The organism is Streptomyces aurantiacus JA 4570 (genome assembly GCF_000414115.1).
Taxonomy (GTDB): Bacteria; Actinomycetota; Actinomycetes; order Streptomycetales; family Streptomycetaceae; genus Streptomyces; species Streptomyces aurantiacus_A.
The window spans coordinates 1-23,544 of record NZ_AOPZ01000074.1; the positions used below are offsets into that span (position 1 = coordinate 1).

23 protein-coding genes and 2 pseudogenes are annotated in these 23,544 nt (G+C 69.9%); 19 read left to right on the forward strand and 6 right to left on the reverse strand.

Annotation, left to right across the window (positions count from 1 at the left end; all coding sequences use genetic code 11):
- Window positions 1-930: pseudogene (locus tag STRAU_RS10330) on the forward strand (hypothetical protein); the annotation flags it as partial.
- 12 nt (window positions 931-942) lie between these two features.
- Here the strand turns inward: STRAU_RS10330 and STRAU_RS10335 are convergent.
- A complete protein-coding gene (locus tag STRAU_RS10335) occupies window positions 943-1,569 on the reverse strand; it encodes a TetR family transcriptional regulator (RefSeq protein ID WP_310592236.1) in 627 nt (208 codons plus the stop codon).
- 487 nt (window positions 1,570-2,056) lie between these two features.
- Between STRAU_RS10335 and STRAU_RS10340 the strand changes: the two genes are divergently transcribed.
- The 6 genes from STRAU_RS10340 (at window position 2,057) to STRAU_RS10365 (ending at window position 7,577) form a co-directional block, all read left to right on the forward strand.
- On the forward strand, window positions 2,057-3,571 hold the full coding sequence (locus STRAU_RS10340; RefSeq protein ID WP_016640227.1) for a DHA2 family efflux MFS transporter permease subunit: 1,515 nt from the start codon (window positions 2,057-2,059) through the stop codon (window positions 3,569-3,571).
- Between the two features lie 37 nt (window positions 3,572-3,608).
- Entirely contained in the window at window positions 3,609-4,262 is a 654-nt protein-coding gene (locus tag STRAU_RS38955) for a TcmI family type II polyketide cyclase (protein WP_158692054.1), read from the forward strand.
- A 491-nt stretch (window positions 4,263-4,753) separates the two neighbouring features.
- The gene (locus STRAU_RS10350) at window positions 4,754-5,182 is read left to right on the forward strand and encodes a nuclear transport factor 2 family protein (RefSeq protein ID WP_016640229.1); all 429 of its coding nucleotides are present in this window, start codon (window positions 4,754-4,756) and stop codon (window positions 5,180-5,182) included.
- Window positions 5,183-5,240: 58 nt separating this feature from the next.
- Entirely contained in the window at window positions 5,241-6,050 is an 810-nt protein-coding gene (locus STRAU_RS10355; protein WP_078621122.1) for a response regulator transcription factor, read from the forward strand.
- Between the two features lie 172 nt (window positions 6,051-6,222).
- On the forward strand, window positions 6,223-7,371 hold the full coding sequence (locus STRAU_RS10360) for a cytochrome P450 (RefSeq protein ID WP_016640231.1): 1,149 nt from the start codon (window positions 6,223-6,225) through the stop codon (window positions 7,369-7,371).
- An 11-nt stretch (window positions 7,372-7,382) separates the two neighbouring features.
- A complete protein-coding gene (locus STRAU_RS10365) occupies window positions 7,383-7,577 on the forward strand; it encodes a ferredoxin (protein ID WP_037658546.1) in 195 nt (64 codons plus the stop codon).
- A gap of 67 nt (window positions 7,578-7,644) precedes the next feature.
- On the opposite strand, the gene STRAU_RS10370 is transcribed toward STRAU_RS10365, so the two are convergent.
- A complete protein-coding gene (locus STRAU_RS10370) occupies window positions 7,645-8,115 on the reverse strand; it encodes a nuclear transport factor 2 family protein (protein WP_016640233.1) in 471 nt (156 codons plus the stop codon).
- A 217-nt stretch (window positions 8,116-8,332) separates the two neighbouring features.
- Here STRAU_RS10370 and STRAU_RS41390 point away from each other — a divergent pair.
- From STRAU_RS41390 to STRAU_RS42340, 9 genes and pseudogenes are all read left to right on the forward strand, one after another.
- A pseudogene (locus STRAU_RS41390) lies at window positions 8,333-8,608 on the forward strand (TcmI family type II polyketide cyclase); the annotation flags it as partial.
- Window positions 8,609-8,650: 42 nt separating this feature from the next.
- Window positions 8,651-8,983: a TcmI family type II polyketide cyclase gene (locus STRAU_RS41395; RefSeq protein WP_037658559.1), complete on the forward strand. Its 333-nt coding sequence runs from the start codon at window positions 8,651-8,653 to the stop codon at window positions 8,981-8,983.
- A complete protein-coding gene (locus STRAU_RS10380) occupies window positions 8,980-10,251 on the forward strand; it encodes a beta-ketoacyl-[acyl-carrier-protein] synthase family protein (protein ID WP_037658548.1) in 1,272 nt (423 codons plus the stop codon). Before STRAU_RS41395 ends, STRAU_RS10380 begins: the two co-directional genes overlap by 4 nt.
- Window positions 10,248-11,444, forward strand: coding sequence for a ketosynthase chain-length factor (locus STRAU_RS10385; protein ID WP_037658550.1), 1,197 nt, complete (start codon window positions 10,248-10,250; stop codon window positions 11,442-11,444). Before STRAU_RS10380 ends, STRAU_RS10385 begins: the two co-directional genes overlap by 4 nt.
- Window positions 11,445-11,506: 62 nt before the next feature.
- Window positions 11,507-11,773, forward strand: coding sequence for an acyl carrier protein (locus STRAU_RS10390; RefSeq protein WP_016640237.1), 267 nt, complete (start codon window positions 11,507-11,509; stop codon window positions 11,771-11,773).
- An 89-nt stretch (window positions 11,774-11,862) separates the two neighbouring features.
- Window positions 11,863-12,648 (forward strand): 3-oxoacyl-ACP reductase FabG, encoded by a 786-nt coding sequence (fabG, locus tag STRAU_RS10395; protein ID WP_016640238.1) that lies wholly within the window; start codon window positions 11,863-11,865, stop codon window positions 12,646-12,648.
- A gap of 33 nt (window positions 12,649-12,681) precedes the next feature.
- On the forward strand, window positions 12,682-13,647 hold the full coding sequence (locus STRAU_RS10400) for an aromatase/cyclase (RefSeq protein ID WP_016640239.1): 966 nt from the start codon (window positions 12,682-12,684) through the stop codon (window positions 13,645-13,647).
- Window positions 13,644-14,558, forward strand: coding sequence for an alpha/beta hydrolase (locus STRAU_RS10405; protein WP_016640240.1), 915 nt, complete (start codon window positions 13,644-13,646; stop codon window positions 14,556-14,558). The genes STRAU_RS10400 and STRAU_RS10405 overlap by 4 nt, the downstream gene beginning before the upstream one ends.
- A complete protein-coding gene (locus STRAU_RS42340; protein WP_016640241.1) occupies window positions 14,558-14,734 on the forward strand; it encodes a hypothetical protein in 177 nt (58 codons plus the stop codon). Before STRAU_RS10405 ends, STRAU_RS42340 begins: the two co-directional genes overlap by 1 nt.
- A 27-nt stretch (window positions 14,735-14,761) precedes the next feature.
- Here STRAU_RS42340 and STRAU_RS10410 read toward each other — a convergent pair whose 3' ends face one another.
- Together STRAU_RS10410 and lysS are read right to left on the reverse strand one after the other, a co-directional pair.
- The gene (locus tag STRAU_RS10410) at window positions 14,762-15,274 is read right to left on the reverse strand and encodes a hypothetical protein (protein WP_037658552.1); all 513 of its coding nucleotides are present in this window, start codon (window positions 15,272-15,274) and stop codon (window positions 14,762-14,764) included.
- Window positions 15,274-17,025: a lysine--tRNA ligase gene (gene lysS, locus STRAU_RS10415; protein ID WP_016640243.1), complete on the reverse strand. Its 1,752-nt coding sequence runs from the start codon at window positions 17,023-17,025 to the stop codon at window positions 15,274-15,276. The genes STRAU_RS10410 and lysS overlap by 1 nt, the downstream gene beginning before the upstream one ends.
- Before the next feature lie 186 nt (window positions 17,026-17,211).
- Here lysS and argS point away from each other — a divergent pair, with 186 nt between their 5' ends.
- A complete protein-coding gene (gene argS / locus STRAU_RS10420) occupies window positions 17,212-18,990 on the forward strand; it encodes an arginine--tRNA ligase (protein ID WP_016640244.1) in 1,779 nt (592 codons plus the stop codon).
- 117 nt (window positions 18,991-19,107) lie between these two features.
- Here the strand turns inward: argS and STRAU_RS10425 are convergent, their stop codons facing one another.
- Together STRAU_RS10425 and STRAU_RS10430 are read right to left on the reverse strand one after the other, a co-directional pair.
- Window positions 19,108-20,313, reverse strand: coding sequence for an aminotransferase-like domain-containing protein (locus STRAU_RS10425; protein ID WP_016640246.1), 1,206 nt, complete (start codon window positions 20,311-20,313; stop codon window positions 19,108-19,110).
- A 106-nt stretch (window positions 20,314-20,419) separates the two neighbouring features.
- Window positions 20,420-21,895 carry a helix-turn-helix domain-containing protein gene (locus STRAU_RS10430; RefSeq protein ID WP_016640247.1) on the reverse strand — a complete coding sequence of 492 codons (1,476 nt, stop codon included), beginning with the start codon at window positions 21,893-21,895 and terminating at the stop codon, window positions 20,420-20,422.
- Window positions 21,896-22,120: 225 nt separating this feature from the next.
- Here STRAU_RS10430 and STRAU_RS10435 point away from each other — a divergent pair, with 225 nt between their 5' ends.
- Together STRAU_RS10435 and STRAU_RS10440 are read left to right on the forward strand one after the other, a co-directional pair.
- On the forward strand, window positions 22,121-22,834 hold the full coding sequence (locus tag STRAU_RS10435; protein WP_037658553.1) for a DUF4232 domain-containing protein: 714 nt from the start codon (window positions 22,121-22,123) through the stop codon (window positions 22,832-22,834).
- A gap of 71 nt (window positions 22,835-22,905) precedes the next feature.
- Window positions 22,906-23,427 carry a DUF4232 domain-containing protein gene (locus STRAU_RS10440; RefSeq protein WP_016640249.1) on the forward strand — a complete coding sequence of 174 codons (522 nt, stop codon included), beginning with the start codon at window positions 22,906-22,908 and terminating at the stop codon, window positions 23,425-23,427.
- Window positions 23,428-23,544 lie beyond the last annotated feature (117 nt).

Consider the following 23,544-nt stretch of genomic DNA (forward strand, 5'->3'; position numbering starts at 1 on the left):
GGCATCGAGCCCGCGCTGCTCCCGCCCGCGCCCGCGGCCGCCCACCAGCCGGAGCTGACGAAGGCCGAGGCCCCGGCCCCGGCGGCGCTGACGAAGGAACCGTCCCCCGAGCCCCGCCCGCTCCCGGAGCCCGAGCCCGAACCCGCCCCCGAGGAGCACCCGCAGCCCGAAGAGCAGCAGCCCGGCGCCCACGTGAGCCCGTGGTTCGCGGCCCCGCACCCGCCGCAGCAGTACGCGGAGGGCCCGGTGTCGTACGACCCGGAGGCCCCGTACGACGAGTGGTACGAGGAACAGGCACAGCAGCAGGGGTACGGGCAGCAGGGGTACGAGCCACAGGGCTACGACGAGCAACTGGCGTACGAGCAGCAGCAGTACGCCGACCAGCAGGCATACGACCAGCAGCGGTACGCGCAGGCCCAGCGGTACGCCCAGGACCAGCAGCACGCGCAGGACCGGCGGTACGCCGAAGGCCAGCGGTACGCCGAAGGCGGGCCGCAGCCCGAGCAGGGGCACGAAGCCTCCGAAGTGGCCGACGACGGCGCGGGTTTCCGCGTCCCGGCCGGCCCGGGCCGCACCCGCCCCCTGGCGAACGGCCACCTCATCCCGGGCCCGCGCGAGGAACAGGCGCCCGCCCCGGAGCCGGAGGCGGAGCCCCTTCCCGAGCCCGCGGCCGCGGAAAGCTCAGGGCTCCCCGACGACATGACCCGTGAGGAGGCGTACTTCACCGCCTTCCGCAAATACGTCAGCGAAATGGGCGACTACCCCAACGCCCGTCAGTTCAGCCTCTACCTGATGGACCTTTACGGCGTCACGGGCCAGTCCGGCGGCCCCCTCACCGAAAGCACCCTCCGCCCCTACCTCCGCGGTTTCCGCGACCGCTACCAGCGCTCCCTCGACGAAAACGCCGCGGACGCCGAGCACATCGCGTAGCCCCGAATCGGCTTACGGATTCTTGTCGCCGGGAGCGGATTTCCCGGCAGCCGCGGAGCCGAAATCCGCCCAGCCGTACCGCAGTCGCTCGAACACGGACTTCAGATCCTCCGGCGAGTGATCGCCGTACGTGGCGAGGAAGTTGGCGTCCAGCACGAAACGCGCGAGGGTCTTCGCCAGCAGATCGTCCTCCGCCACCCCGACCTCCTGCGCGAGGGTCCCGGCGAGGCTGGCCTCCCAGCGGTGCCGCACCCGGCTGGCGTAATCCAGCAACGCGGGTGTGGATTTGACGAGTTCGACGAAGTCCTCGCCCGACGGGCCGCCCGCCGCGGGCGGCGCCACCGGCACCAGGTGCGCCTCGAGTGCGTCCAGGATCGAGACACCGGCGTCGCGCTCGCGGACCGCGGCCGTCAACGCGCGCTCGTACTCGTCCTCGGCGTCGAAGACCAGCGCCTCTTTGCAGGGGAAATAGGCGAAGAGTGTGCTCACGGCCACTTCCGCGGCGTCGGCGATCTCCGCGACGGTCACGTTCTCGAATCCACGCTCACGAAAGAGGGTGAACGCGGTGTCCGCCAGGCGCTTTCGCGTCTGCGCCTTCTTTCGTTCTCGCAGTCCCGACACTCCGGCAACCCCTCGCACTAAGAGACGTTTTACATCAGACGTTCTACATCGCTGTCCGTGGACCGTAATCGGTCCGCCTGATCGACCCTGACTCTTCAGCAGAATGGGACGGCCCGGCGCCCAGAGAGCAGAAAGGCGCCGACGTCCTGCAAGGACGCGAGTACATGGATGGTATCCGGCGCGGAATCAGGGGACCTTTCTGGCGAGTGAGCGTACAGGGTGGGGCCGCGGCCTGTCTGTGACGGGCCGCTGCGAAGGGGCTGGTCAGGCGACCGCCCCGCCCTGACGCCTCCCCTTTCGAGTGCCTTCGAGTGCTTTCGGACGTCTTCGAGTGCCTTCGGACGCCTTCGAGCGCCTCCGTGCACCCCACCCCCACCCCACCCCACCCCTACCCTCTGAGCCCGCCCCGGAGCGAGCCCGGAAGACAAGTGGGTCCACATTGACATCCACGCCGATCCCGTATCTACTTTGAACTCGTAGTGACTTCGAAAAAGTGAGGGACCCCATGGAAGTGACGGCCACGCGCCGCTGGCTGGCCCTCGGTGCGCTCGCTCTCGCGATGCTCACCGTCGGGCTCGACATGACCGTGCTCAACATCGCCCTGCCGACCCTCGCCCGCGACCTGGGCGCCGGCACCGCGGCCCTGCAGTGGTTCAGCACCGCCTACACGCTGACGCTGGCCGGCGTGATGCTGCCCGCCGGCGCGCTGGGCGACCGGTTCGGGCGGAAGAAGGTCGTGTTCGGCGCCCTGGTGCTGTTCGGCGCGGCTTCGATCTGGTGCGCGTTCGCCGGGTCGTCGGGCGAGCTGATCTCGGCCCGCGTGCTCCTGGGCGTCGCGGCGGCAGCGCTGATGTCCCTGTCGATGGGCATGATCCCGGTGCTGTTCCCCGACCCGGCGGAACGCGGCCGGGCCACCACCGTGTGGATCACGGCGGTGACACTCGGAATGCCGCTGGGCCCCATCGTCGGCGGCCTGCTGCTCAACCACTTCTGGTGGGGCTCGGTGTTCCTGGTGAACATCCCGACCGTCGTCATCGGCGCGCTCGCGGTGGGCCTGTGGATGCCGGAGTCCCGCAGCCGGGTCCGCCGGCCCATCGGCCCGGTCAGCGTGGCGCTCTCGGCGGCCGGCCTCGTCGGTCTCACCTACGGCCTGATCCGGTTCGGCGACCTGGGCTGGGGTGACGGCGCGGCCTGGGCGACCTTCATCGCGGGCCTCGCCCTGATCGCGGGCTTCGTCGCCTGGGAACGGACCCGGGAGCACGCCCTGGCGGATCTCAGCCTCTTCGGAGACCGCGGATTCCGCATGGGCACGATCTACCAACTGATCAACGCCTTCGCGATGTTCGGCCTGTTCTTCACCATCCCGCTGTACTTCCAGTCGGTGCTCGGCGTCGACTCGCTCGGCAGTGGCCTGCGCATGCTCCCGATGATCGGCGGCCTGCTGGTGGCCTCGAACTTCCTGGAGGGCCTGCGCGACAAGATCGGCCTCAAGCCGACCCTGATGATCGGCTTCGCCCTCCTCGCGGTCGGGATGGGACTCGGCGCCCTGACCGACATCGGCACCTCGTACGCGTTCGTCGCCACCTGGATGGCCATCGTCGGCCTCGGCATCGGCCTTGTGCTGCCCACCTCCATGGCGCTGGCCGTGGGCGCGCTCACCCCCGAGCGGGCGGGTGCCGGATCGGCCCTGCTCTCGGCCCTGCGCCAGGCGGCCGGCACCACCGGCGTGGCGGTGCTCGGCACGGTGCTGTCCACCCGCTACCACTCCGAACTCGGCCCGCTCAACCACAAGCCGATCTCCGACGGCGTCGGCTCCGGCGTGGCCGTCGCCGATTCACTCGGCAACAAGGCGATGCTCCACGACGTCCAGACGGCCTTCGTGAGCGGCATGAACCTGCTCCTGGTCGTCTGCGCCGGAATCGCCGTCGTCGGTCTCATCCTTGCGGCGGTCACCACCAAGAGCCGCACCACCGAACCCGGGGCACAGCTGCCCGATTCGGAATCCGCGCCGGTCGCGTAACCACCTATCGATATTTTCCCACGAGGAAGTGATGAACATGCGCAGCATGGTTACCGTCTCGAAGATGGATCACAATTCCATCCCCGAGGTCTCGAAGTTGTTCACCGAATTCGACAGCACGGAGATCCCGAACCTGATCGGGCTGTGCCGCCGTCAGCTGTTTGTGCACGACGATGTCCAGATCCACCTTTACGATTTCGCCGAGCAGGCCGACCAGTCCGCGCTCGCCAAGGTCAAGGGTGATCCGCGGATGGCCCGCCTCTCGATGGACCTGAAGCCGTTCGTCGCACCCTACGACCCGGAGACATGGAATTCTCCGGCCGATTCCGCGGCCTTCTGTTTCTACGACTGGCAGGACGAGCCGATCGAGAACGCGGGCCGGACGGACACCACCGTCACCGTCACCCGGATGGACCAGGCTTCGATTCCCGCCGTCACGAGCATCTTCCGGGAGTCCGACTCCACCGAATCCCCTCGCTCGATGGGCACCCGGCGGCGCCAGCTGTTCGCCTACCGGGATCTGTGCATTCACATTCAGGACCACGACGGCAGCGATGGTGCGGACATCGCGCAGAAGGCCGCGTCGGACATCTGGTTCGGCAAGGTGGTCCGGGACCTTCCGGAACTCGCCGACCAGAAGCCCACGACGGACGGCCACGCGAGCCGCTTCTACGGCTGGGTGGCGCCGTGACGCGGTGACCCGCGGGTAGTGACGGGTCGTGACGCTGAGTAAGAGATTCCGGTCTCCTTACGCAGCGTCACAGATCGCTGCTGGTGACAGCTCCGCCGCGGAGCGAAGCGGGGAAAATAACATAGCGACTACGATTACGATGCGACTCCGATTCGTGTACGGTGGGGCGCGAGCGCGTACGGCACCGACCGGTCGGCCCGAGCAAGGGGGGCGCGGACGCGGCGGACACACCCCGCCGGAACGCCGCTCCACCGGGGGCGCCATTGTCGGTAATACGGCGGCCCTCTGTTCGCATATTCACGGAACGTCGTACCACCACAGTCGGCCGCACTCTGCGATTACCTCCTCAACGTATACGGATTGAAAAGACCTGACAAAAAACCGGCGGTAACCCCTCCTGGTTCGTGCAAGTCGAAACTACTCGGTCTACGGTGATGGTCATCACGCACCCTATAGTTGCGTGAACGGGAAGGGGACTGCAGGATGTAATAATGAGCATTAACCACGCACAGGCTGAGGTAAGTTCGCTTCTCGACCGCTATGTTCTCGGGCTCGACTACGACAAACTCGATGACGAGTGGGCGTACGGTCTTTTCACGAATGATGTGCTCATCGAATTCCCCATCAGTCGGCACACGGGAATCGAAGGACTCGTCGAATACCACCAGAAGGCTCTTTCGATGTGGGCCAGGACTCATCATGTGAACACGCCGTCGATCGTGAGCGTCGACGGCGACCGTGCGACGCTCCGGGCCAATATGACGGCGGTGCGCGTGCTGCACGAGCAGGACGGCGAGACGCGTCCGCACTACTCGACCGGTACCTACATCACCGGCGACGCGGTGCGTACCGAGCGCGGCTGGCGCCTTTCACGTCTTTCGTTCGATCTGATATGGAAGACGGGTAACCCGCCGGCCTAGCGGGGTGGGCATTCATGGCCCAGCAGGGAAAAGCTGAGAACGGGGGAGGCCAACAAAAATGAAAGCGATTCCTCAACAGGAGCTACTCGAAAGCCACGACGGTGGGCACGGCGCGACGGTCCGGTCGATCTTCGGCAGCAGACGCGGCGCCCCTGCGGCGACGCAGGCGCCGCCCCGGAACGTGTCGGACACCTGGCGGATCCTCGTCGTCGAGGGCAACAAGGCCGATCGCGCGACCCTCACCGAAGCGCTCGCGCGCCAGGGCCACGATGTCGGTGCCGTCAACTCGGGCGGGGACGCGCTCGCGTCGTACGAGGCCGCGGACCTCGTCGTACTGGACCTCGATCTCCCGGATCTGGACGGCCTGGAGGTGTGCCGCGAGATCCGGGCGGCCCGCGACACCCCGGTCATCACCGTCACCTCACGCGGGTCCGAGCTCGACTGCGTGCTCGCGTTGCAGGCCGGAGCGGACGACTACGTCGTCAAGCCCTATGGGCTCAGGGAACTCATGGCCCGGCTGAACGCCGTGATGCGGCGTTCGCGCCGCACCGCGTGCGCGGACCCGGGCGCCGAGGGCGCCGCCGTGCTCGAGCACGGCCCGCTGCGGATCGACAGCCACTCGCGCGAGGTCGAGATGCGCGGCCGGCCGGTTCCGGTGACGCGCAAGGAATTCGATCTGCTCGCCCTGCTGGCCAGCGCCCCGGGACGGGTGATCTCGCGGGAATCCATCATGCATCAGGTGTGGGGCGAATCCTGGTCCCGCCGTACCGTCGACACACACGTCAGCAGCCTCCGCAACAAGCTGGGCGGACCCGAATGGATCGTCACTGTCCGTGGGGTGGGCTTCAAACTCCGCAGTATGCGCTGACACTTCATTTGCAGCGAATTGACATTCGTTGAACCTGGCCGTGTAACTGCCCCGGCTATCGTGAGTTCGCAGGAAGTGCAAACTCCGATCGAGGGGCCTCATGGCGAACGCCGACATCGACGAAACCAACGAGCTCGTCAGTTTCCCAATTCAACGCACCTGCCCTTTCTCGGTGCCGCCTGTCTACACCAAGTTCCGGGAGGAGTCACCGATCACCCAGGTGGTCCTCCCGGACGGCGGAAAAGCCTGGCTGGTCACCAAGTACGACGACGTGCGGGCCGTGATGGCCAATCCCAAGCTCAGCTCGGACCGGCGCGCACCTGATTTCCCGGTCGTGGTGCCCGGCCAGAACGCGGCACTGGCCAAGCACGCCCCCTTCATGATTATTCTCGACGGCGCGGAGCACGCGGCGGCGCGACGGCCCGTCATCAGTGAATTCTCGGTGCGGCGGGTCGCCGCGATGAAGCCGCGGATCCAGGAGATCGTCGACGGATTCATCGACGACATGCTGAAGATGCCGAAGCCCGTCGACCTGAATCAGGTCTTCTCCCTGCCGGTTCCTTCGCTCGTCGTCTCCGAGATCCTCGGCATGCCCTACGAGGGCCACGAGTACTTCATGGAGCTGGCCGAGATCCTGCTGCGCCGCACCACCGACGAACAGGGCCGTATCGCCGTCTCGGTCGAGCTGCGCAAGTACATGGACAAGCTGGTCGAGGAGAAGATCGAGAACCCCGGCGACGACCTGCTCAGCCGGCAGATCGAACTGCAGCGGCAGCAGGGCGGCATCGACCGCCCGCAGCTCGCCAGCCTCTGCCTGCTGGTGCTCCTCGCCGGGCACGAGACCACCGCGAACATGATCAACCTCGGTGTGTTCTCGATGCTGACGAAGCCGGAACTGCTCGCGGAGATCAAGGCGGATCCCTCGAAGACCCCGAAGGCCGTCGACGAGCTGCTGCGCTTCTACACGATTCCGGACTTCGGCGCGCACCGCCTCGCGCTGGACGACGTGGAGATCGGCGGCGTCCTCATCCGCAAGGGCGAGGCCGTCATCGCCTCCACCTTCGCGGCGAACCGCGACCCCGCGGTGTTCGACGACCCGGAGGAGCTCGACTTCGGCAGGGACGCACGGCATCACGTGGCCTTCGGCTACGGGCCGCACCAGTGTCTGGGCCAGAACCTCGGCCGCCTGGAGCTCCAGGTCGTGTTCGACACGCTGTTCCGGCGCCTGCCGGAGCTGCGCCTCGCCGTGCCGGAAGAGGAACTGTCGTTCAAGAGCGACGCGTTGGTCTACGGCCTCTACGAACTGCCCGTGACGTGGTGAAGGAGATGGCCATGAAACTTGAGAAGGACCATGACCGCTGCATCGGCGCGGGTCAGTGTGTGCTGACCGAGCCGAGGCTCTTCGACCAGGACGACTGGGGCCTGGTGGACATCCTGGTCGAGCGGCCGCGCGGCGCCGACGAGGCCGCCGCCCGCAAAGCGGTCTACATCTGCCCGGCGAAGGCGCTGTCCCTCGTGGAGGAGTGAACCGTACGAAAACCGCGCTGGGGCCTTTCCCTGAAAGGAAAGGCCCCAGCGCGGTTTTCACTTGTTCTCAGTGGTCGTGCATTCCCTGGTCGTCACCCGTGCTCCAGACGGGTTCGATCTCGATCCGGGACAGCAGCCACGCCCCGTCGGCGGTCCGCACGGCGGTGAAGGTGTAGCGGGCGCCCAGGTCGAAATGCTTGGCCGCCCCGTCCCGGCTCACATGCACCGCGGTGACGTTCGCGCGAATGGTCGCGCCATCACCCTCCGGTTCGGGCAGCACATTGCTCATGTAGTGCATGGTGGTCGCCCACATCCGGTCGTCACGCAGCATGCCGGCCAATTTCTCACGGCCGTCGATCCGGATGTCCGGCACCACTTCCATCGTCACGTCCGGAACGAATACCGTGGACAGCGCCTCGTGGTCACGGGTGTCGACGGCGTGCGCGAATCGCGTCACCAGCGCCCGCAATGCGAAGAGATCTTCCATGCGCCTGATCTCGGCGGTCGTATCCGTGGCGGTCGTATCCATGTTGGTCATGCCAGCGATTCTGCGCCGCGCGGCACCGGCCCTGCCCCGGCTTCAAGGTCTTCTGACGAAGATCTGACGAAGATTTACCTCTGTGCACATCGCTGAATCTCCCGCGCCGAAATACCACACAGTCCTGAAGTTGCCCGTATTGAAACCTGTATTGGGTGCCGGAAGACTCGTTTCTCGTCACCGGCTCGATCAGTGCGGAAGTGCGGAGAAAAGAAGCATGCACAGCAGTGTCATCGTGGGCAGGCTGAAACCTGGATCCACCGAGGATGTCGTCGGCGCCTTCGCGAAGCTGGACGGCGCGCCGTCCGGCACCAGGAAGCTCCTGCGCCGCCAGCTCTTCGCGTACAAAGGCGTCTACATCCACCTCCAGGACCACACCGAGGACAACCTCACCGAGGTCGTGGAGCACGGCGCCGGCGCCGCGTTGGCCCCGTTCGTCGACGCCTACGGCCCGGCCGCCGGCACCGCGCCTTCGGACCTGGTCGCGACGCGGTTCTACGAGTGGCACGGACAGCCGGTGACCGACGAGCACCGGATGTACAGCACCATGATCGTGGCCCGCCTCGACCCCGCCGACATCGGCACCGTCGCCAAGCTGTTCGGGGACTTCGACAGCGGCACCGAGCTGCCGCACACCATGGGCACCCGGCGCCGCCAGCTGTTCGCGTACAACGGGCTCTACTTCCACATCCAGGACTTCGAGTCCGACAACGGCGGCCGGCTGATCGAGCAGGCGAAGTCCGACCCGCGCTTCGTGCAGATCCAGAAGGACCTGCTGCCCTACATCCACGTCTTCGACCCGGAGACGTGGCGCTCGCCCTCCGACGCCATGGCGCAGCGCTTCTACACCTGGCAGGTCGCCGCATGAGCGGCCGTCGCGTGGTCGTCACCGGGATGGAGGTGCTGGCCCCCGGCGGTGTGGGCACCGACAACTTCTGGTCCCTGCTGAGCGAAGGCCGCACGGCCACCCGGGGCATCACCTTCTTCGACCCCGCCCAGTTCCGCTCGCGCGTGGCCGCGGAGATCGACTTCGATCCGTACGCGCACGGCCTCACCCCGCAGGAAGTGCGGCGCATGGACCGTGCCGCGCAGTTCGCGGTGGTCGCGGCGCGCGGTGCCGTCGCGGACAGCGGCCTCGACACGGACACCCTGGACCCCTACCGGATCGGTGTCACCATCGGCAGCGCGGTCGGCGCCACGATGAGCCTCGACGAGGACTACCGCGTCGTCAGCGACGCGGGCCGGCTCGATCTGGTCGACCACACCTACGCCGACCCCTTCTTCTACAACTACTTCGTGCCGAGCTCCTTCGCCACCGAGGTCGCCCGGCTCGTGGGCGCGCAGGGGCCGAGCAGCGTGGTGTCGGCGGGGTGCACGTCCGGCCTCGACTCGGTCGGGTACGCCGTCGAGCTGATCAGGGAAGGCACGGCGGACGTCATGGTCGCCGGCGCCACCGACGCGCCGATCTCGCCGATCACGATGGCCTGCTTCGACGCGATCAAGGCGACCACGCCTCGTCACGACGACCCGGAGCACGCCTCCCGGCCGTTCGACGACACCCGCAACGGCTTCGTACTCGGTGAGGGCACGGCGGTGTTCGTCCTCGAGGAGCTGGAGAGCGCGCGCCGCCGGGGCGCGCGGATCTACGCGGAGATCGCGGGCTACGCGACACGCAGCAACGCGTACCACATGACGGGATTGCGCCCCGACGGCGCCGAGATGGCCGAGGCCATCACGGTGGCGCTCGACGAGGCCCGGATGAACCCGACCGCGATCGACTACATCAACGCGCACGGCTCGGGCACCAAGCAGAACGACCGGCACGAGACCGCCGCCTTCAAGCGCAGCCTCGGCGAGCACGCGTACCGCACCCCCGTGAGCTCCATCAAGTCCATGGTGGGCCACTCACTCGGCGCGATCGGCTCGATCGAGATCGCGGCGTCGATCCTGGCGATCCAGCACGACGTGGTCCCGCCGACGGCGAATCTGCACACCCCCGACCCCCAGTGCGACCTCGACTACGTCCCCCTGAACGCACGCGAGCAGATCGTCGACGCCGTCCTCACGGTCGGCAGCGGCTTCGGCGGGTTCCAGAGCGCGATGGTGCTGGCCCAACCCGAAAGGAACGCGGCATGACGGCCTCCTCTGTGGTGGTGACCGGACTGGGCGTCGTCTCGCCCAACGGGCTCGGTACGCAGGGCCATTGGAGCGCGAGCCGGGTCGGCAAGAGCGCCATCGGCCCGCTCACCCGCTTCGACGCGACGCCGTACCCGGCGAAGCTGGCCGGGGAGATCAGCGGCTTCGCGGCCGAGGAGCATCTGCCCAGCCGCCTGATGCCGCAGACCGACCAGGTCACCCGGCTCTCGCTGGTCGCGGCAGACTGGGCGCTCGCCGACGCCGGTGTGAACCCCGCCGAGCTGCCCGCCTTCGACATGGGCGTGATCACCGCCAGCTCGGCCGGCGGATTCGAGTTCAGCCAGAACGAGCTCAAGAGCCTGTGGAGCAAGGGCGGGGAGTACGTCAGCGCGTACCAGTCGTTCGCCTGGTTCTACGCGGTCAACACCGGCCAGATCTCCATCCGCAACGGGATGAAGGGCCCCAGCGGCGTCGTCGTCACCGACCAGGCCGGCGGCCTCGACGCGGTGGCGCAGGCCCGCCGTCAGATCCGCAAGGGCACCTCCCTGGTGGTGGCGGGCGCCGTGGACGCGCTGCTGTGCTCCTGGGGCTGGGTGGGTCTGGGCACCAGCGGCCGGCTGAGCACCGAGGAGGAACCCAGCCGCGCCTACCTCCCCTTCGACGACCGCGCGGCCGGCCATGTGCCCGGTGAGGGCGGCGCCCTGCTCATCCTGGAGTCCGCCGACTCCGCCCACGCCCGCGGAGCCGAGGTGTACGGCGAGATCGCCGGATACGCCGCCACGTTCGACGGGCGCGAGCCGGGCCTCCGCAAGGCCGTCGAACTCGCCCTCGCCGACGCCGGCCTGGCGGCATCGGACGTGGACGTGGTCTTCGCGGACGGCGCGGCCGAGCCCGAGCTCGACCGGATCGAGGCCGAGGCCCTCGTCGAGGTGTTCGGCGAGCGGGGCGTCCCGGTCACCGCGCCCAAGACGATGACCGGCCGCCTGTACGCGGGCGGGGCCGCCCTCGACCTCGCCACCGCCTTCCTCGCGATGGAGGAGGGCCTGATCCCGCCGACCGTCCACACGGAGCCCGCCGAACGGTACGGCCTCGACCTGGTGGTCTCGCAGCCGCGCGCCGCCGACGTGCGCACGGCGCTCGTCCTCGCCCGCGGCCACGGCGGCTTCAACTCGGCGATGGTCGTACGTTCCTGAGCCCGCCGCTCCCGGCACGAACCCCGCACCCCGACCCCACCTCCATGAAAGGCAGGACCCTCATGTCCCGCTCCACCTTCACCCTCGACGACCTCAAGCGGATCCTCCTCGAAGGCTCCGGCGCCCCCGAGGGCGACGGTCTCGACGGCGACGTCCTCGACACCGAGTTCACCGACATCGGCTACGACTCGCTCGCGCTCCTGGAGACCTCCAGCCGGATCGAGCGCGAGTACGGCATCGAGCTGGACGAGTCCGTCGTCGGCGAGGCCACGACGCCGCGCGCCTTCATCGCCGCCGTCACCGGGCACCTCACGGTCGCGGCCGCCTGAGCACGGCCGCACCCGGCCGCACCCGGCCACACCCGGCCACCACCCAGCCGCACAAGATCCGAAGACAGCAGGACCCGAGAAGGGGAGACATGACACAGCAGGAGCAGCGCGTCGCTCTGGTGACCGGCGCCACCAGCGGAATCGGCCTGGCCGTGGCCCGGCTGCTGGCCGGGCAGGGCCACCGGGTGTTCATCGGTTCGCGTACCGAGGACAAGGTGCTGACCACGGTCAAGCAGCTTCAGGAGGAGCAGCTCGACGTGGACGGCACGGTCCTCGACGTGCGGTCGACGGACTCGATACGCGCCTACGTCCAGGCCGCCGTCGACCGGTTCGGCAGGGTCGACATCCTCGTCAACAACGCGGGCATCAGCGGCGGCGGCGTGACGGCCGACATCGCCGACGACCTGTGGAACGACATCATCGACACCAACCTCAACAGCGTGTTCCGGCTGACCCGGGAGGTCCTCACCACGGGCGGCCTGCGGGAGCGGAGCTGGGGCCGCGTCATCAACATCGCCTCCACCGCCGGCAAGCAGGGCGTGGTGCTCGGGGCGCCGTACTCCGCCTCCAAGCACGGCGTCGTCGGCTTCACCAAGGCGCTGGGCAACGAGCTGGCGCCCACCGGCATCACCGTCAACGCCGTCTGCCCCGGCTATGTCGAGACGCCGATGGCCGAGCGCGTACGGCAGAACTACTCCCGCCTCTCCGGCGCCCCCGAGAGCGCCATTCTGGAGAAGTTCCAGGCCAAGATCCCGCTGGGCCGCTACTCGACCCCCGAGGAAGTGGCCGGGCTCGTGGGCTATCTGGCCTCCGACACGGCGGCGTCCATCACCTCCCAGGCCCTGAACGTCTGTGGTGGCCTCGGCAACTTCTGACCGCACCACGCCCGTTCCTACCCGAGGATCCCCATGCCGTCCGAACTGCGTACATCCGAGCACGAGATCAAGATCGCGGCACCGGCCGAGAGCGTCTACCGGCTGCTGGCGCACGCGGAGAACTGGCCCCAGCTGTTTCCTCCGAACATCTACGTCGACCATGTGGAGCGCACCGGGCGCGAGGAGCGCATCCGCATCTGGGCGACGGCCGGCGACACCGTCAAGAACTGGACCTCGCGCCGCACCCTGGACCCGGACCGGCTCCGCATCGACTTCCGGCAGGAGGTCAGCACGCCCCCCGTCGCCGCCATGGGGGGAACCTGGCAGGTCGAGGCGCTCCCCTCGGGAGAGACCCTGCTGCGCCTTGGCCACGACTTCCGGGCGACCGACGACGAGGGCCTGACCTGGCTCGAAGAGGTCGTGGACCGCAACTCCCGCTCCGAACTCGACTCTTTGAAGGCACTCGCCGAGTCGCGGGACGGGGACGGGGACGGGGCCACCGACGAACTGACGTGCTCCTTCGAGGACACGGTGCAGATCAAGGGGGCCGCCCAGGACGTGTACGACTTCATCTGGGAAGCCGACCTGTGGTCCGAGCGGCTGCCCCACGTGATGACGGTGCGCCTGGACGAGCCGGTGCCGGGGCTGCAGACCCTGGAGATGGACACGCTGTCCAAGGACGGCAGCACCCACACCACGAAGTCGCACCGGGTTGGCCTCGCCCCGCACCGGATCGCGTACAAGCAGACGACGCTGCCCGCGCTGATCACGCTGCACACGGGGTACTGGACGTTCACGCCGAACGACGACGGTGTCGCGGCCTCCTCGCAGCACACCTTCACGGTCGACACCGGCAACATCGCCAAGGTGCTCGGCGCGGACGCGACGGTGCAGGACGCGATCGCGTACGTACGCACCGCGCTCAGCACCAACAGCATGGCGACGCTCGGCATCGCGAAGACGTACGCGGAAGGGCTCGCCGGGGCAGGCCGGTCATGACCACGGCACCCGTTGCCCCCTTCACGGGGCGGTCGGCCGACCCCCGGATCGACCGACGCCACCTCACGCTGGACGCGGACGGCGTCACGCTGTCCGCCCGGCTCGCCCGCCCGGCGCACGTCCCGCCGAGGGCCACGGTCGTCGCGCTGCACGGGGCGGGGATGAGCGCCGGGTACTTCGACGGGCCCGCGCACCCGGAGACCTCGCTCCTGACGCTCGCCGCGGAACTGGGCTTCACGGCCGTGGCCGTCGACCGCCCCGGATACGGCGATTCGGCGGGCCGGCTCCCCCACGGCCAGGGGGTCGCGGCGCAGGCCGACACCCTGGCGGCGGCGCTGCGCGGGCTGCTCGCGCGGCACGAGACAGGCGCGGGGATCTTCCTGATGGGGCACTCCTTCGGCTGCAAGCCCGCGTTGCGGATCGCGGCCGACGGCACGGTCCCCGGCCTCCTCGGCCTCGACCTGTCCGGCTGCGGGGCCGAGTACCTGGCCGCCCCCGGCGCACCGGCCACCCGCGCCGGCAGCTGGAAGCTCAACTGGGGCCCCCTGCGGCTGTATCCGCCGGGGACGTTCCAGTCCAGCATCGATGTCGTCGCCCCGGCCCCGGTGCGCGAGCTGGCGGACGCCGCCCACTGGCCGACGGTGTTCCCCGCGCTCGCGGAGCGGGTACGCGTTCCGGTCCGGTTCACCTTCGCCGAGCACGAGGCGTGGTGGCGCCGCGACCACGAGGCACTCACGCGGCTGCGGAACCGGCTGGCCGCGGCGCCCCGGGTCCTGATCGACCACCAGCCCGACGCGGGCCACAACATCAGCCTCGGCTGGGCGGCACGCGCCTACCACCTGCGGGCGCTCGGCTTCGCGGAGGAGTGTCTGCGCCGGTACGCGGCCGACGGCAAGGTCGTGCACCCCTGATGGCCGCCCTGGCGCACGTGCCGCTGCCGCGCCTCACGGACGGCGAACACCCCTTGGTCGCCGTGCTCGACATCTTCGCCCCCGGCGCCACGGGCACGTACCGCGGCGCGGAGCGGGAGCAGGAGGACGACGACGCCGCCGCCTCCGTTCCGCAGAGGGCACCCGTCGCCGTCTAGACCCGGCGCCCTCCGTCGTACGACGGACTAGGCGCGGCGTCCGCGTCGTACGACGAAGAAGGCGCCCGCGGCGACGGCCACGCAAGCTCCGGTGGCGAGGCCGATGATTGTTCCGCCCACCCCGTCGGAACCGGCCTCGTCACCGGCCTTCCCCGCACACCCGGAACCCTCGGCGGGGCCGCCCGCCTCGACCCTCACCTTGCCGCCGTACGTGTCGTCGGGCGGGATGGACTCGGTGAAGCGGACGGCGTAGGTGCCGGGTCCGGCGTCACAGCGGACCTGTGCGCGGCCCTTCCAGGCGACCTTGCCGGGGCTTTCGAGTTTCACCGTGCCCGCGAACGCCTCGGACTCGACGACCGCGTTGCGGTCGTCGAGTTCCGTGTTCAGCACGGACAGCCGGACCCACTCGCCGGGGCGTACCGCGCCGGGCGACACGACCAGTTCGCCGTTGTCGCCCGGCCCCGCCGCGGCGCCCGGAGCGGCGGTCAGCGCGACGGCGAGGGCCACCGCTCCGACCACGGCGGGGCGCAGACGAGTCACTAGGCGCCGAGCAGCTTGCGCACCCGCTCCGCCCCCACGGCGAGGAGCAGCGTGGGCAGCCGCGGACCCGTGTCGCGCCCGACCAGCAGGTGGTACAGGAGGGCGAAGAAGGTCCGCTGGGCCGTCTTGATCTCCGGCGGGAGCTCCTTGGGCCCGGCGTCGGCGGAGAAGCCGGCGCGGACCTTCGGGACGCCGTACACGAGGTGGGTCAGGCCGTCCAGGGACCAGTGGGAGTCCAGCCCGTCCAGGAGCAGCCGGAGCGACTCGCGGCTCTCGTCGTCGAGGGACGACAGGAGCTCGGCGTCCGGCGTCTCGCGGACGATCGTGCGCTGGTCGGCGGGCACCTGCGTGTTGATCCACGCCTCGGCCCGGTCGAGCCGCGGCCGCACCTCGTCGAGGGAGGCGAGCGGGTCGCTCGGGTCGAGCTCGGACAGGATCCGCAGCGTCTGGTCCTCGGCGCCGGCGGTGATGTCGGCGACGGAGGCCAGCGTGCGGTACGGCATCGGCCGCGGCGTCGTCGGCAGCGGCCCCGCGGCGGTGCCCACGGCGCGCGCGTACGCCGCCGCGTCGGCGGGCAGCACCGTCCCGTCGGCGACCTTCGCGGCGAGCTTGTCCCACTCGTCGTACAGCCGCTGGATCTCCTGGTCGAAGGCGATCTTGAAGGACTGGTTGGGCTTGCGGCGGGCGTACAGCCAGCGGAGCAGCGGCGCTTCCATGATCTTCAGCGCGTCGGCGGGCGTGGGCACGCCGCCGCGCGAGGAGGACATCTTGGCCATGCCGCTGATGCCGACAAAGGCGTACATCGGGCCGATGGGCTGGGCGCCGTCGAAGATCTGCCGGACGATCTGCCCGCCGACGACGAACGACGAACCGGGCGAGGAGTGGTCCACGCCGCTGGGCTCGAAGATCACGCCCTCGTAGGCCCAGCGCATCGGCCAGTCGACCTTCCAGACCAGCTTGCCGCGGTTGAACTCGCTCAGCCGCACGATCTCCTCGAAGCCGCACGCCGTGCACGCGTAGGCGAGCTCCGTCGACTCGTCGTCGTAGGAGGTGACGGTGGTGAGGTCCTTGCCGCACTGCCCGCAGTAGGGCTTGTACGGGAAGTACCCGCGGAAGCCGCTGCCGTCGTCCTCGGTCGCGGCGCCGGAGCCCTCGGCGGCCTCCAGCTCGGCCTCGTCGACGGGCTTCTGCTGCTGCTTACCCTTGGCCTTGGCCGGGTCCTTCTTCGTGCGGTACTGGTCGAGGATGGCGTCGATGTCGCCGCGGTGCTTCATCGCGTGCAGGATCTGCGCGCGGTACGCCCCCGACGTGTACTGCTCGGTCTGGCTGATCCCGTCGTACTCCACGCCGAGCTCGGCGAGCGACTCGGCCATCGCGGCCTTGAAGTGCTCGGCCCAGTTCGGGTACGCGGACCCGGCGGGCGCGGGCACGGAGGTCAGCGGCCTGCCGATGTGCTCGGCCCAGGACTCGTCGACGCCGGGGACGCCGGCCGGGACCTTGCGGTACCGGTCGTAGTCGTCCCAGGAGATCAGGTGCCGGACCTCGTGCCCCCGGCGGCGGATCTCGTCGGCGACGAGGTGCGGGGTCATGACCTCGCGGAGGTTGCCCAGGTGAATGGGGCCGGAGGGGGAGAGGCCGGACGCGACGACGACCGGTTTGCCCGGGGCACGACGCTCCGACTCGGCGATGACCTCGTCCGCGTAGCGGGAGACCCAGTCGGTGGTATCGGTGCTCTGAGCCACGATCGGCACGTCCTCTTGTTTCCTCGGGATTCAGGGAATCTGGCGTAAGCCATTCTCCCAGACGGCGGGACCCGGTCGCGGGTTGCGTTCCGGGGCCCCGTCCGGGGCCCCGGTTATCCAGGCGAACCGGTGTCCCTCCCCATGGGACACTTGACGCTCACCCTGATGCACGCCAATAAAGCAGAACGGAAGCCCATGGCCCCGGTCACGTCCCTCAGCGCATCCGTCCACCAGCGTCTCGCGGACGCCCTCTCGGCAGCCCTGCCGGAGGCCGCCCCCGCGGACCCGCTGCTGCGACGCAGCGACCGGGCCGACTTCCAGGCCAACGGCATCCTCGCGCTCGCGAAGAAGGCCAAGGCCAACCCGCGCGAGCTGGCCACGAAGGTCGTCGGCTCGATCGACGCCCCGGAGCTGCTCGGGGACGTCGAGGTGTCCGGACCCGGCTTCCTGAACATCACGGTCACGGACCGGGCCATCGTCGAGACCCTCGCCGCCCGCGCCGCCGACACCGACCGCCTGGGCGTGCCGTTCGCCGACGCGCCCGGCACCACGGTGATCGACTGGGCGCAGCCGAACGTGGCCAAGGAGATGCACGTCGGCCACCTGCGGAACTCGGTGATCGGCAACGCCGTCAAGCGGATCCTCGAATTCACCGGCGAGAAGATCGTCAGCCGCCACCACATCGGCGACTGGGGCACCCAGTTCGGCATGCTCATCCAGTACCTCCTGGAGCACCCGCACGAGCTGGACCACAAGGAGGCCGCCGAGGGCGAGGCCGCGGGCGAGGAGGCGATGTCCAACCTCAACCGCATCTACAAGGCCGCCCGAGTGCTCTTCGACTCCGACGAGGAGTTCAAGACCCGCGCCCGGCGCCGGGTCGTGGACCTCCAGGCGGGCGACGAGGAGACCCTCGCGCTCTGGCAGCGGTTCGTCGACGAGTCGAAGATCTACTTCTACTCGGTCTTCGACAAGCTGGACGTCGAGATCCACGACGAGGACATCGTCGGCGAGTCCGGCTACAACGACATGCTGGCCGAGACCTGCCGCCTCCTGGAGGAGTCGGGCGTCGCCGTCCGCTCCGAGGGCGCGCTGTGCGTCTTCTTCGACGACGTGAAGGGCCCCGACGGCAACCCGGTCCCGCTGATCGTCCAGAAGTCCGACGGCGGCTTCGGGTACGCGGCCACCGACCTCTCGGCGATCCGCGACCGCGTCTTCAACCTCAAGGCCGACACCCTTCTGTACGTGGTCGACGCACGCCAGTCCCTGCACTTCAAGATGGTCTTCGAGACCGCGCGCAAGGCGGGCTGGCTGACCGACGACGTCAAGGCGGTGCAGCTCGCGTTCGGCACGGTCCTCGGCAAGGACGGCAAGCCGTTCAAGACCCGTGAGGGCGAGACGGTCCGCCTCATCGACCTCCTGGACGAGGCGATCGAGCGGGCCACGGCCGTCGTGCGGGAGAAGGCCGAGAAGGTGGGCCTCACCGAGGAGGAGATCGTCGACAACGGCCGGCAGGTCGGCATCGGCGCCGTGAAGTACGCGGACCTGTCGACGTCGGCGGTGCGGGACTACAAGTTCGACCTGGACCAGATGGTCTCGCTGCACGGCAACACGTCGGTCTATCTCCAGTACGCGTACGCCCGCATCCAGTCCATCCTGCGCAAGGCGGGCGACGCCCGGCCCGCGGCCCACCCGGAGCTCGGCCTCGCCCCGGCCGAGCGCGCCCTCGGCCTGCACCTGGACCAGTTCGCGGAGACCCTCGCCGAGGTCGCCGAGGAGTACGCGCCGCACAAGCTGGCGTCGTACCTGTACGAACTGGCCACGCACCTCACGAAGTTCTACGACCAGTGCCAGGTGCTCAGCGACGAGAACCCGACGGAGGTCGTCGAGAACCGCCTGTTCCTGGTCGACCTGACGGGCCGCACGCTGCACCAGGGCATGGCGCTCCTGGGCATCAGGACGCCGGGCCGCCTGTAGCCGCCTCGGGGAGGCGCCTCTCGGCGCCTCCCCGGTCCCGCCCCGGTCCCCGCTGTGGGCAGTCGTGCCGCAGGGCGGATCCCGACCCTTAAAAGCAGCCCAGTCCGACGGCACCCGTTACGACAGCCCCAGCCGAAGCCTGCGCAGCCCTTCGGCGATCTCATCGGGCGTCTGGGTCACGAAGCACAACCGCAGAGTCTCAGCCTCCGGCGCACCGCCATAGAACGGCGCCCCAGGAACGTAAGCAACATCCTGCGCGACAACCCCCGGCAGCGACGCAGTCGCGTCGTACCCGGAGGGCAACCGCACCCAAAGAAACATCCCGCCCTCGGGCCGATTCCAGGTGGACCCCGCGGGCAACGCCCCGGGAAGCCCCGCGAGCATCGCGTCCCGCCGCTCCCGGTACACCCCGGCGACCCGCGCCACATGGGCATCCAGATCGAAGTGCTCCAGATACCAGGCGGCGGCAAGCTGGTTGACGGTAGGAGTGTGCAGGTCGGCGGCCTGCTTGGCGATCGCGCAGGCCCGCCGCAGGGCGGCAGGAGCCCGCAGCCACCCGAGCCGCAGCCCCGGCGCCATCACCTTGGAGAAGCTCCCGAGCACCACGGTCCGGTCCCCGGCCCCGGGGTACGAGGCGATCCACGGCACCCGCTCCCCCTCGAACCGCAGCTCCCCGTACGGATCGTCCTCGACGATCCACAGCCCGCGCCGCGCGGCCACGGCGGCGACGGCGGCCCGCCGCCCGGCGGGCATGGTCCGCCCGGTCGGGTTCTGGAACGTGGGCACGGTGTAGAGCAGCTTGGCCCGGTGCTCGGCGACGAGCGCGTCCAGGGCGTCCGGGTCGACCCCCTCGGCGTCGCCCGGCACGGGCACGACCCGCGCGCCCGCGAAGGCGAACACCTGGAGCGCGGCCAGGTAGCAGGGGTTCTCGACGAGGACGGTGTCGCCGGGCTCGACGAGCGCGGTGGCGAGCAGCGACAGGGCCTGCTGCGACCCGGTGGTGACGAGCACGTCGTCGGCGCCGGTGGCGAGGCCGCGGTCCGTGTACCGCCGCGCGACGGCCGCCCGCAGCACGGGCTCGCCCTCGGTCGTGGAGTACTGCAGCGCCCGCCCCGGCTCTTCGGCGAGCACGGCCGCGTACGCCGCGGCCACGCCCTTCGCGTCGAAGAACTCGGGCGCGGGCAGCCCGCCCGCGAAATTGATGACCTCGGGCCGCGCGGTGACCGCGAGGATGTCCCGTACCGGCGAGCCCCCGACGGCGGCGCTGCGCGCGGCGAGCGGCGGCGTGGGGGCATCGGCGGGGGCGCTGCTGGTGACGGTCATCGGGGTTCCCTTCCCTCCGTGGGTCCCCGGCAGGGTAGACACCCGGATGCCGCCTCCAACAGACGTTCCGCGATACGGACCCGCGACACGGACCGCGGACCGGGGGCTACCGCACCTCTTCCTCGCTCCCGTTCGGATTGCGCTCGATCGCGACCCACCTTTTGCTGTCGAGCGAGAACCCGTACGTGGGGTTGCCCCGGTCACCGCTGGTGCGGAACGGCCTGCCCGAGTCGTCGATGCGGACGGTGCCGTGCCGTTCGCCGCTGGACCACTCCAGCTCCAGGTACCAGCTCACGTCGTGCGCCTTGACGTCCGCGTCGACGAAGAACGCCTCGGGGTCGCCCTCGCTCACCTTGTAGGGGAACGTGGTCTCCCCGGACTTGGGGGTCAGGCGCGGGACCGACGCGTCGAGGTTCACGTCGAAGGAGTGCTTGGGCACGTTGCCGCCGCAGCCGACGCCGACGTACCCCATCTCGTAGCTGTTCCGCTTGAGCGGCGCGCCGCTGCCGGCGACACGGATGTTGAGCGACTCCAGGACGACGGTGTCGTCACCCGTGCCCTGGACGGTCAGCTTCACGGTCTGCCGCCCCGCGGGGACCGCGCCGTTCGCGGCCACCCAGCCGGGGGCGTCCTGCTCGTTCGGGGGCGGCGAGAGACGGCCCGGCTCCCGGGCGACGAGGTAGGGCTGGCCGCAGGGGTCGTACCAGTAGTGCGGCCGGGTGGACACGGTCAGGGGCGCCGCGCCGGACGCGGGGCCGTCGCCGGTGGCCCCGGCGCCGGAGGGTCCGGCGGGCGCCGAACCGCCTTTGCCCGTACGCCCCTTGCCTCCGCCGGTCTTCCCGTCGCCGCCGCCTTCGCCGCCGCCGCGCGCGTCCTTCCCCTTGCCGGGCTCGTGCCCCGGGGAGGACTTGGCCGACGGGCTCTGCTTGCCCTTGCCGTCCTCGGTGGCCTCGTTCCCGGTGGACGGGCCGCCGTCGACGGCCGCCTTCTTGTTCCTGCCGTCGCCGGACGCTCCGTCGGACGCGGCCTGCAAGGCCAGGGCGGTGCCCCCGAGGGCGAGCACGGCGCCGACAGCGGCGAACACGACGAGCTGCCGCCGCTTGGGCCGCGACCGCCGAACCGGCCCTCCGGCCAAGAGAAACGCTTCGGCCTCAGCCTCACCGGGGCCGCCTCGCGCTCCCTGCTCGGGCTCCGGCTCCTGCTCCGGCTCCTGCCCCTGCCCCTGCTCCGGCTCCGGCTCCGGCCCCGGCTCTCGCTCGGGCGCAGGCCCAGGGTCACCGGACTCAGGCGTCAACTCCGCTTCCGCTACGGGAACATCCGCCTCCGGCCCCTCAGGCCGCCGCCCCCGAGCCGCGTCCGCGACGATCCACCTGCGGTGAAGCTCCATCAGCTCCGCGGGCGACGCCTTGCACAGGCGACCCAACCGCTCCACGGGGGCGAACTCCACCGGCACAGCAGTGCCGTTCACATAGCGGTGCAACGTCGACGTACTCACGTGCAACCGCTTGGCCAACACCCCGTAACTGAGCCCCGACCGCTCTTTGAGCTCCTTCAGCAGCTCGGCGAACCCCTCGGCTCCCACCGTTCCTCCGTCCCGCGCGACCGTTCCAGGTGACGCCCATTCCCCCAGGTCAGAGCCGGTACGACCATTCCAGCGTCCCGCACTCCCCGGCCGCGCTGGCCCTCGGGACAGAGCGGCGTACAAGCTTCTGTCATCCAAGCACGCCGACCGGGGCCCATAGCCAGGCGGCTCGCTTCACCCCCGCGTCATCTCTCTCACCCACCGACCCTTCGAAGGGGATCACCCATGCGTACCCGCATGCTCGCCGCCGCCACCGTCGCCCTCGCCGCGCTGTCCCTGACGGCGTGCGGATCCGAGGACAAGGTGCGCGACGAAGGCGCGGCGAAGCCCTCGCAAGGCCCGTCCGGCGAGGGCGCCGGAGGCACATCGTCCGGAACCGGTGACGCGACCCCGAGCGGCGAACGCACGAAGTCCCAGGGGACGGGCGGCGACACCGGCGGCAGCGGCACCGGCTCCGGCTCCGGCGGCGGCAAGGGCACGACCTCGGGCACCGGCACCGCCGACGGCTCCGACCCCGACGCCCCCGAGAACCGCGTCCCGTGCACCGCCGACAACACCTCGATCACGGCCGCACCGGTCTCCCGCCCGCTGAACCACATGCTGATCACCGTCACCAACACCGGCTCCAAGATGTGCGACCTGCCGGGCCACCCGATCCTCAAGTTCGAGGGCGCCCAGTCCGTGCCGCCGGTGATCGAGGACAGCAAGCCGCAGGCGGTGACGTCGCTGAAGCCCGGCGGCAAGGGGTACGCGGCCGCGATCCTGTCCGCCGGCGACGGCGCCGGCGGCGAGGGCCGCACCGCCACGAGCCTCCAGATCGGCTTCCAGGGCAGCGACCGGATGGCCGACGCGGCGCTCCAGGCACGCGGCGTGCACATCGACGACTCGCTGCGCGTCAGCTACTGGCAGTCCGACTCGGCGACGGCGCTCCTCTCCTGACCCGGCACCTGCCGACGACCCGCATTCCCACACGCAGGACAGTCCCACACACAAGACAGGAAGACACCACCATGCGCATCAAGCCCCGCGCCTTCGCCACCGCCGCCCTCGCCCTGGCCACCGCGGCCCTGACCGCGACGGTCTCCGCAGGCACCGCCCAGGCCGCCGCCCCCTCGGCCTGCACCTCCTCGAAGGTCAAGCTGACCGTGAAGAACGTCGAAAGGCCGCTCAACCACCTCCTGCTGAAGGCCACCAACACCAGCGGCAAGACGTGCTTCGCGTACAACGCGCCGTACCTCCGCTTCCACGAGGAGGCGCAGGCCCCGGTCCAGTGGAACGAGGACAGCGTGCCGCAGGCGGTCGTCACGCTGGAGCCCGGCCAGTCGGCGTACGCGGGCATCACCACGTCGACCCCGGAGGGCTCGGACGGCCACACGGCCCGCGACCTCGGCGTGCTGTTCGCCAACCGCGCGGCCAACGGCAGCGTGGGCAACCTGAAGACCGCCCAGCTGCCCGGTGAGGGCGTGTACGTGGACAGTTCGGCGCAGGTCACGTACTGGCAGCCGAACGCCGCGGCCGCCCTCGCCTGGTAGTCGGCGCGCGGACGGCCCACATGCTTACCTGTTCGTAAGTACCCCACTAATTAGTCGGTACTTGTCGGTCAGTTCGGGCACGGCGAGGATCAAGGTGTTCCCCGGAACCCCCCTTCC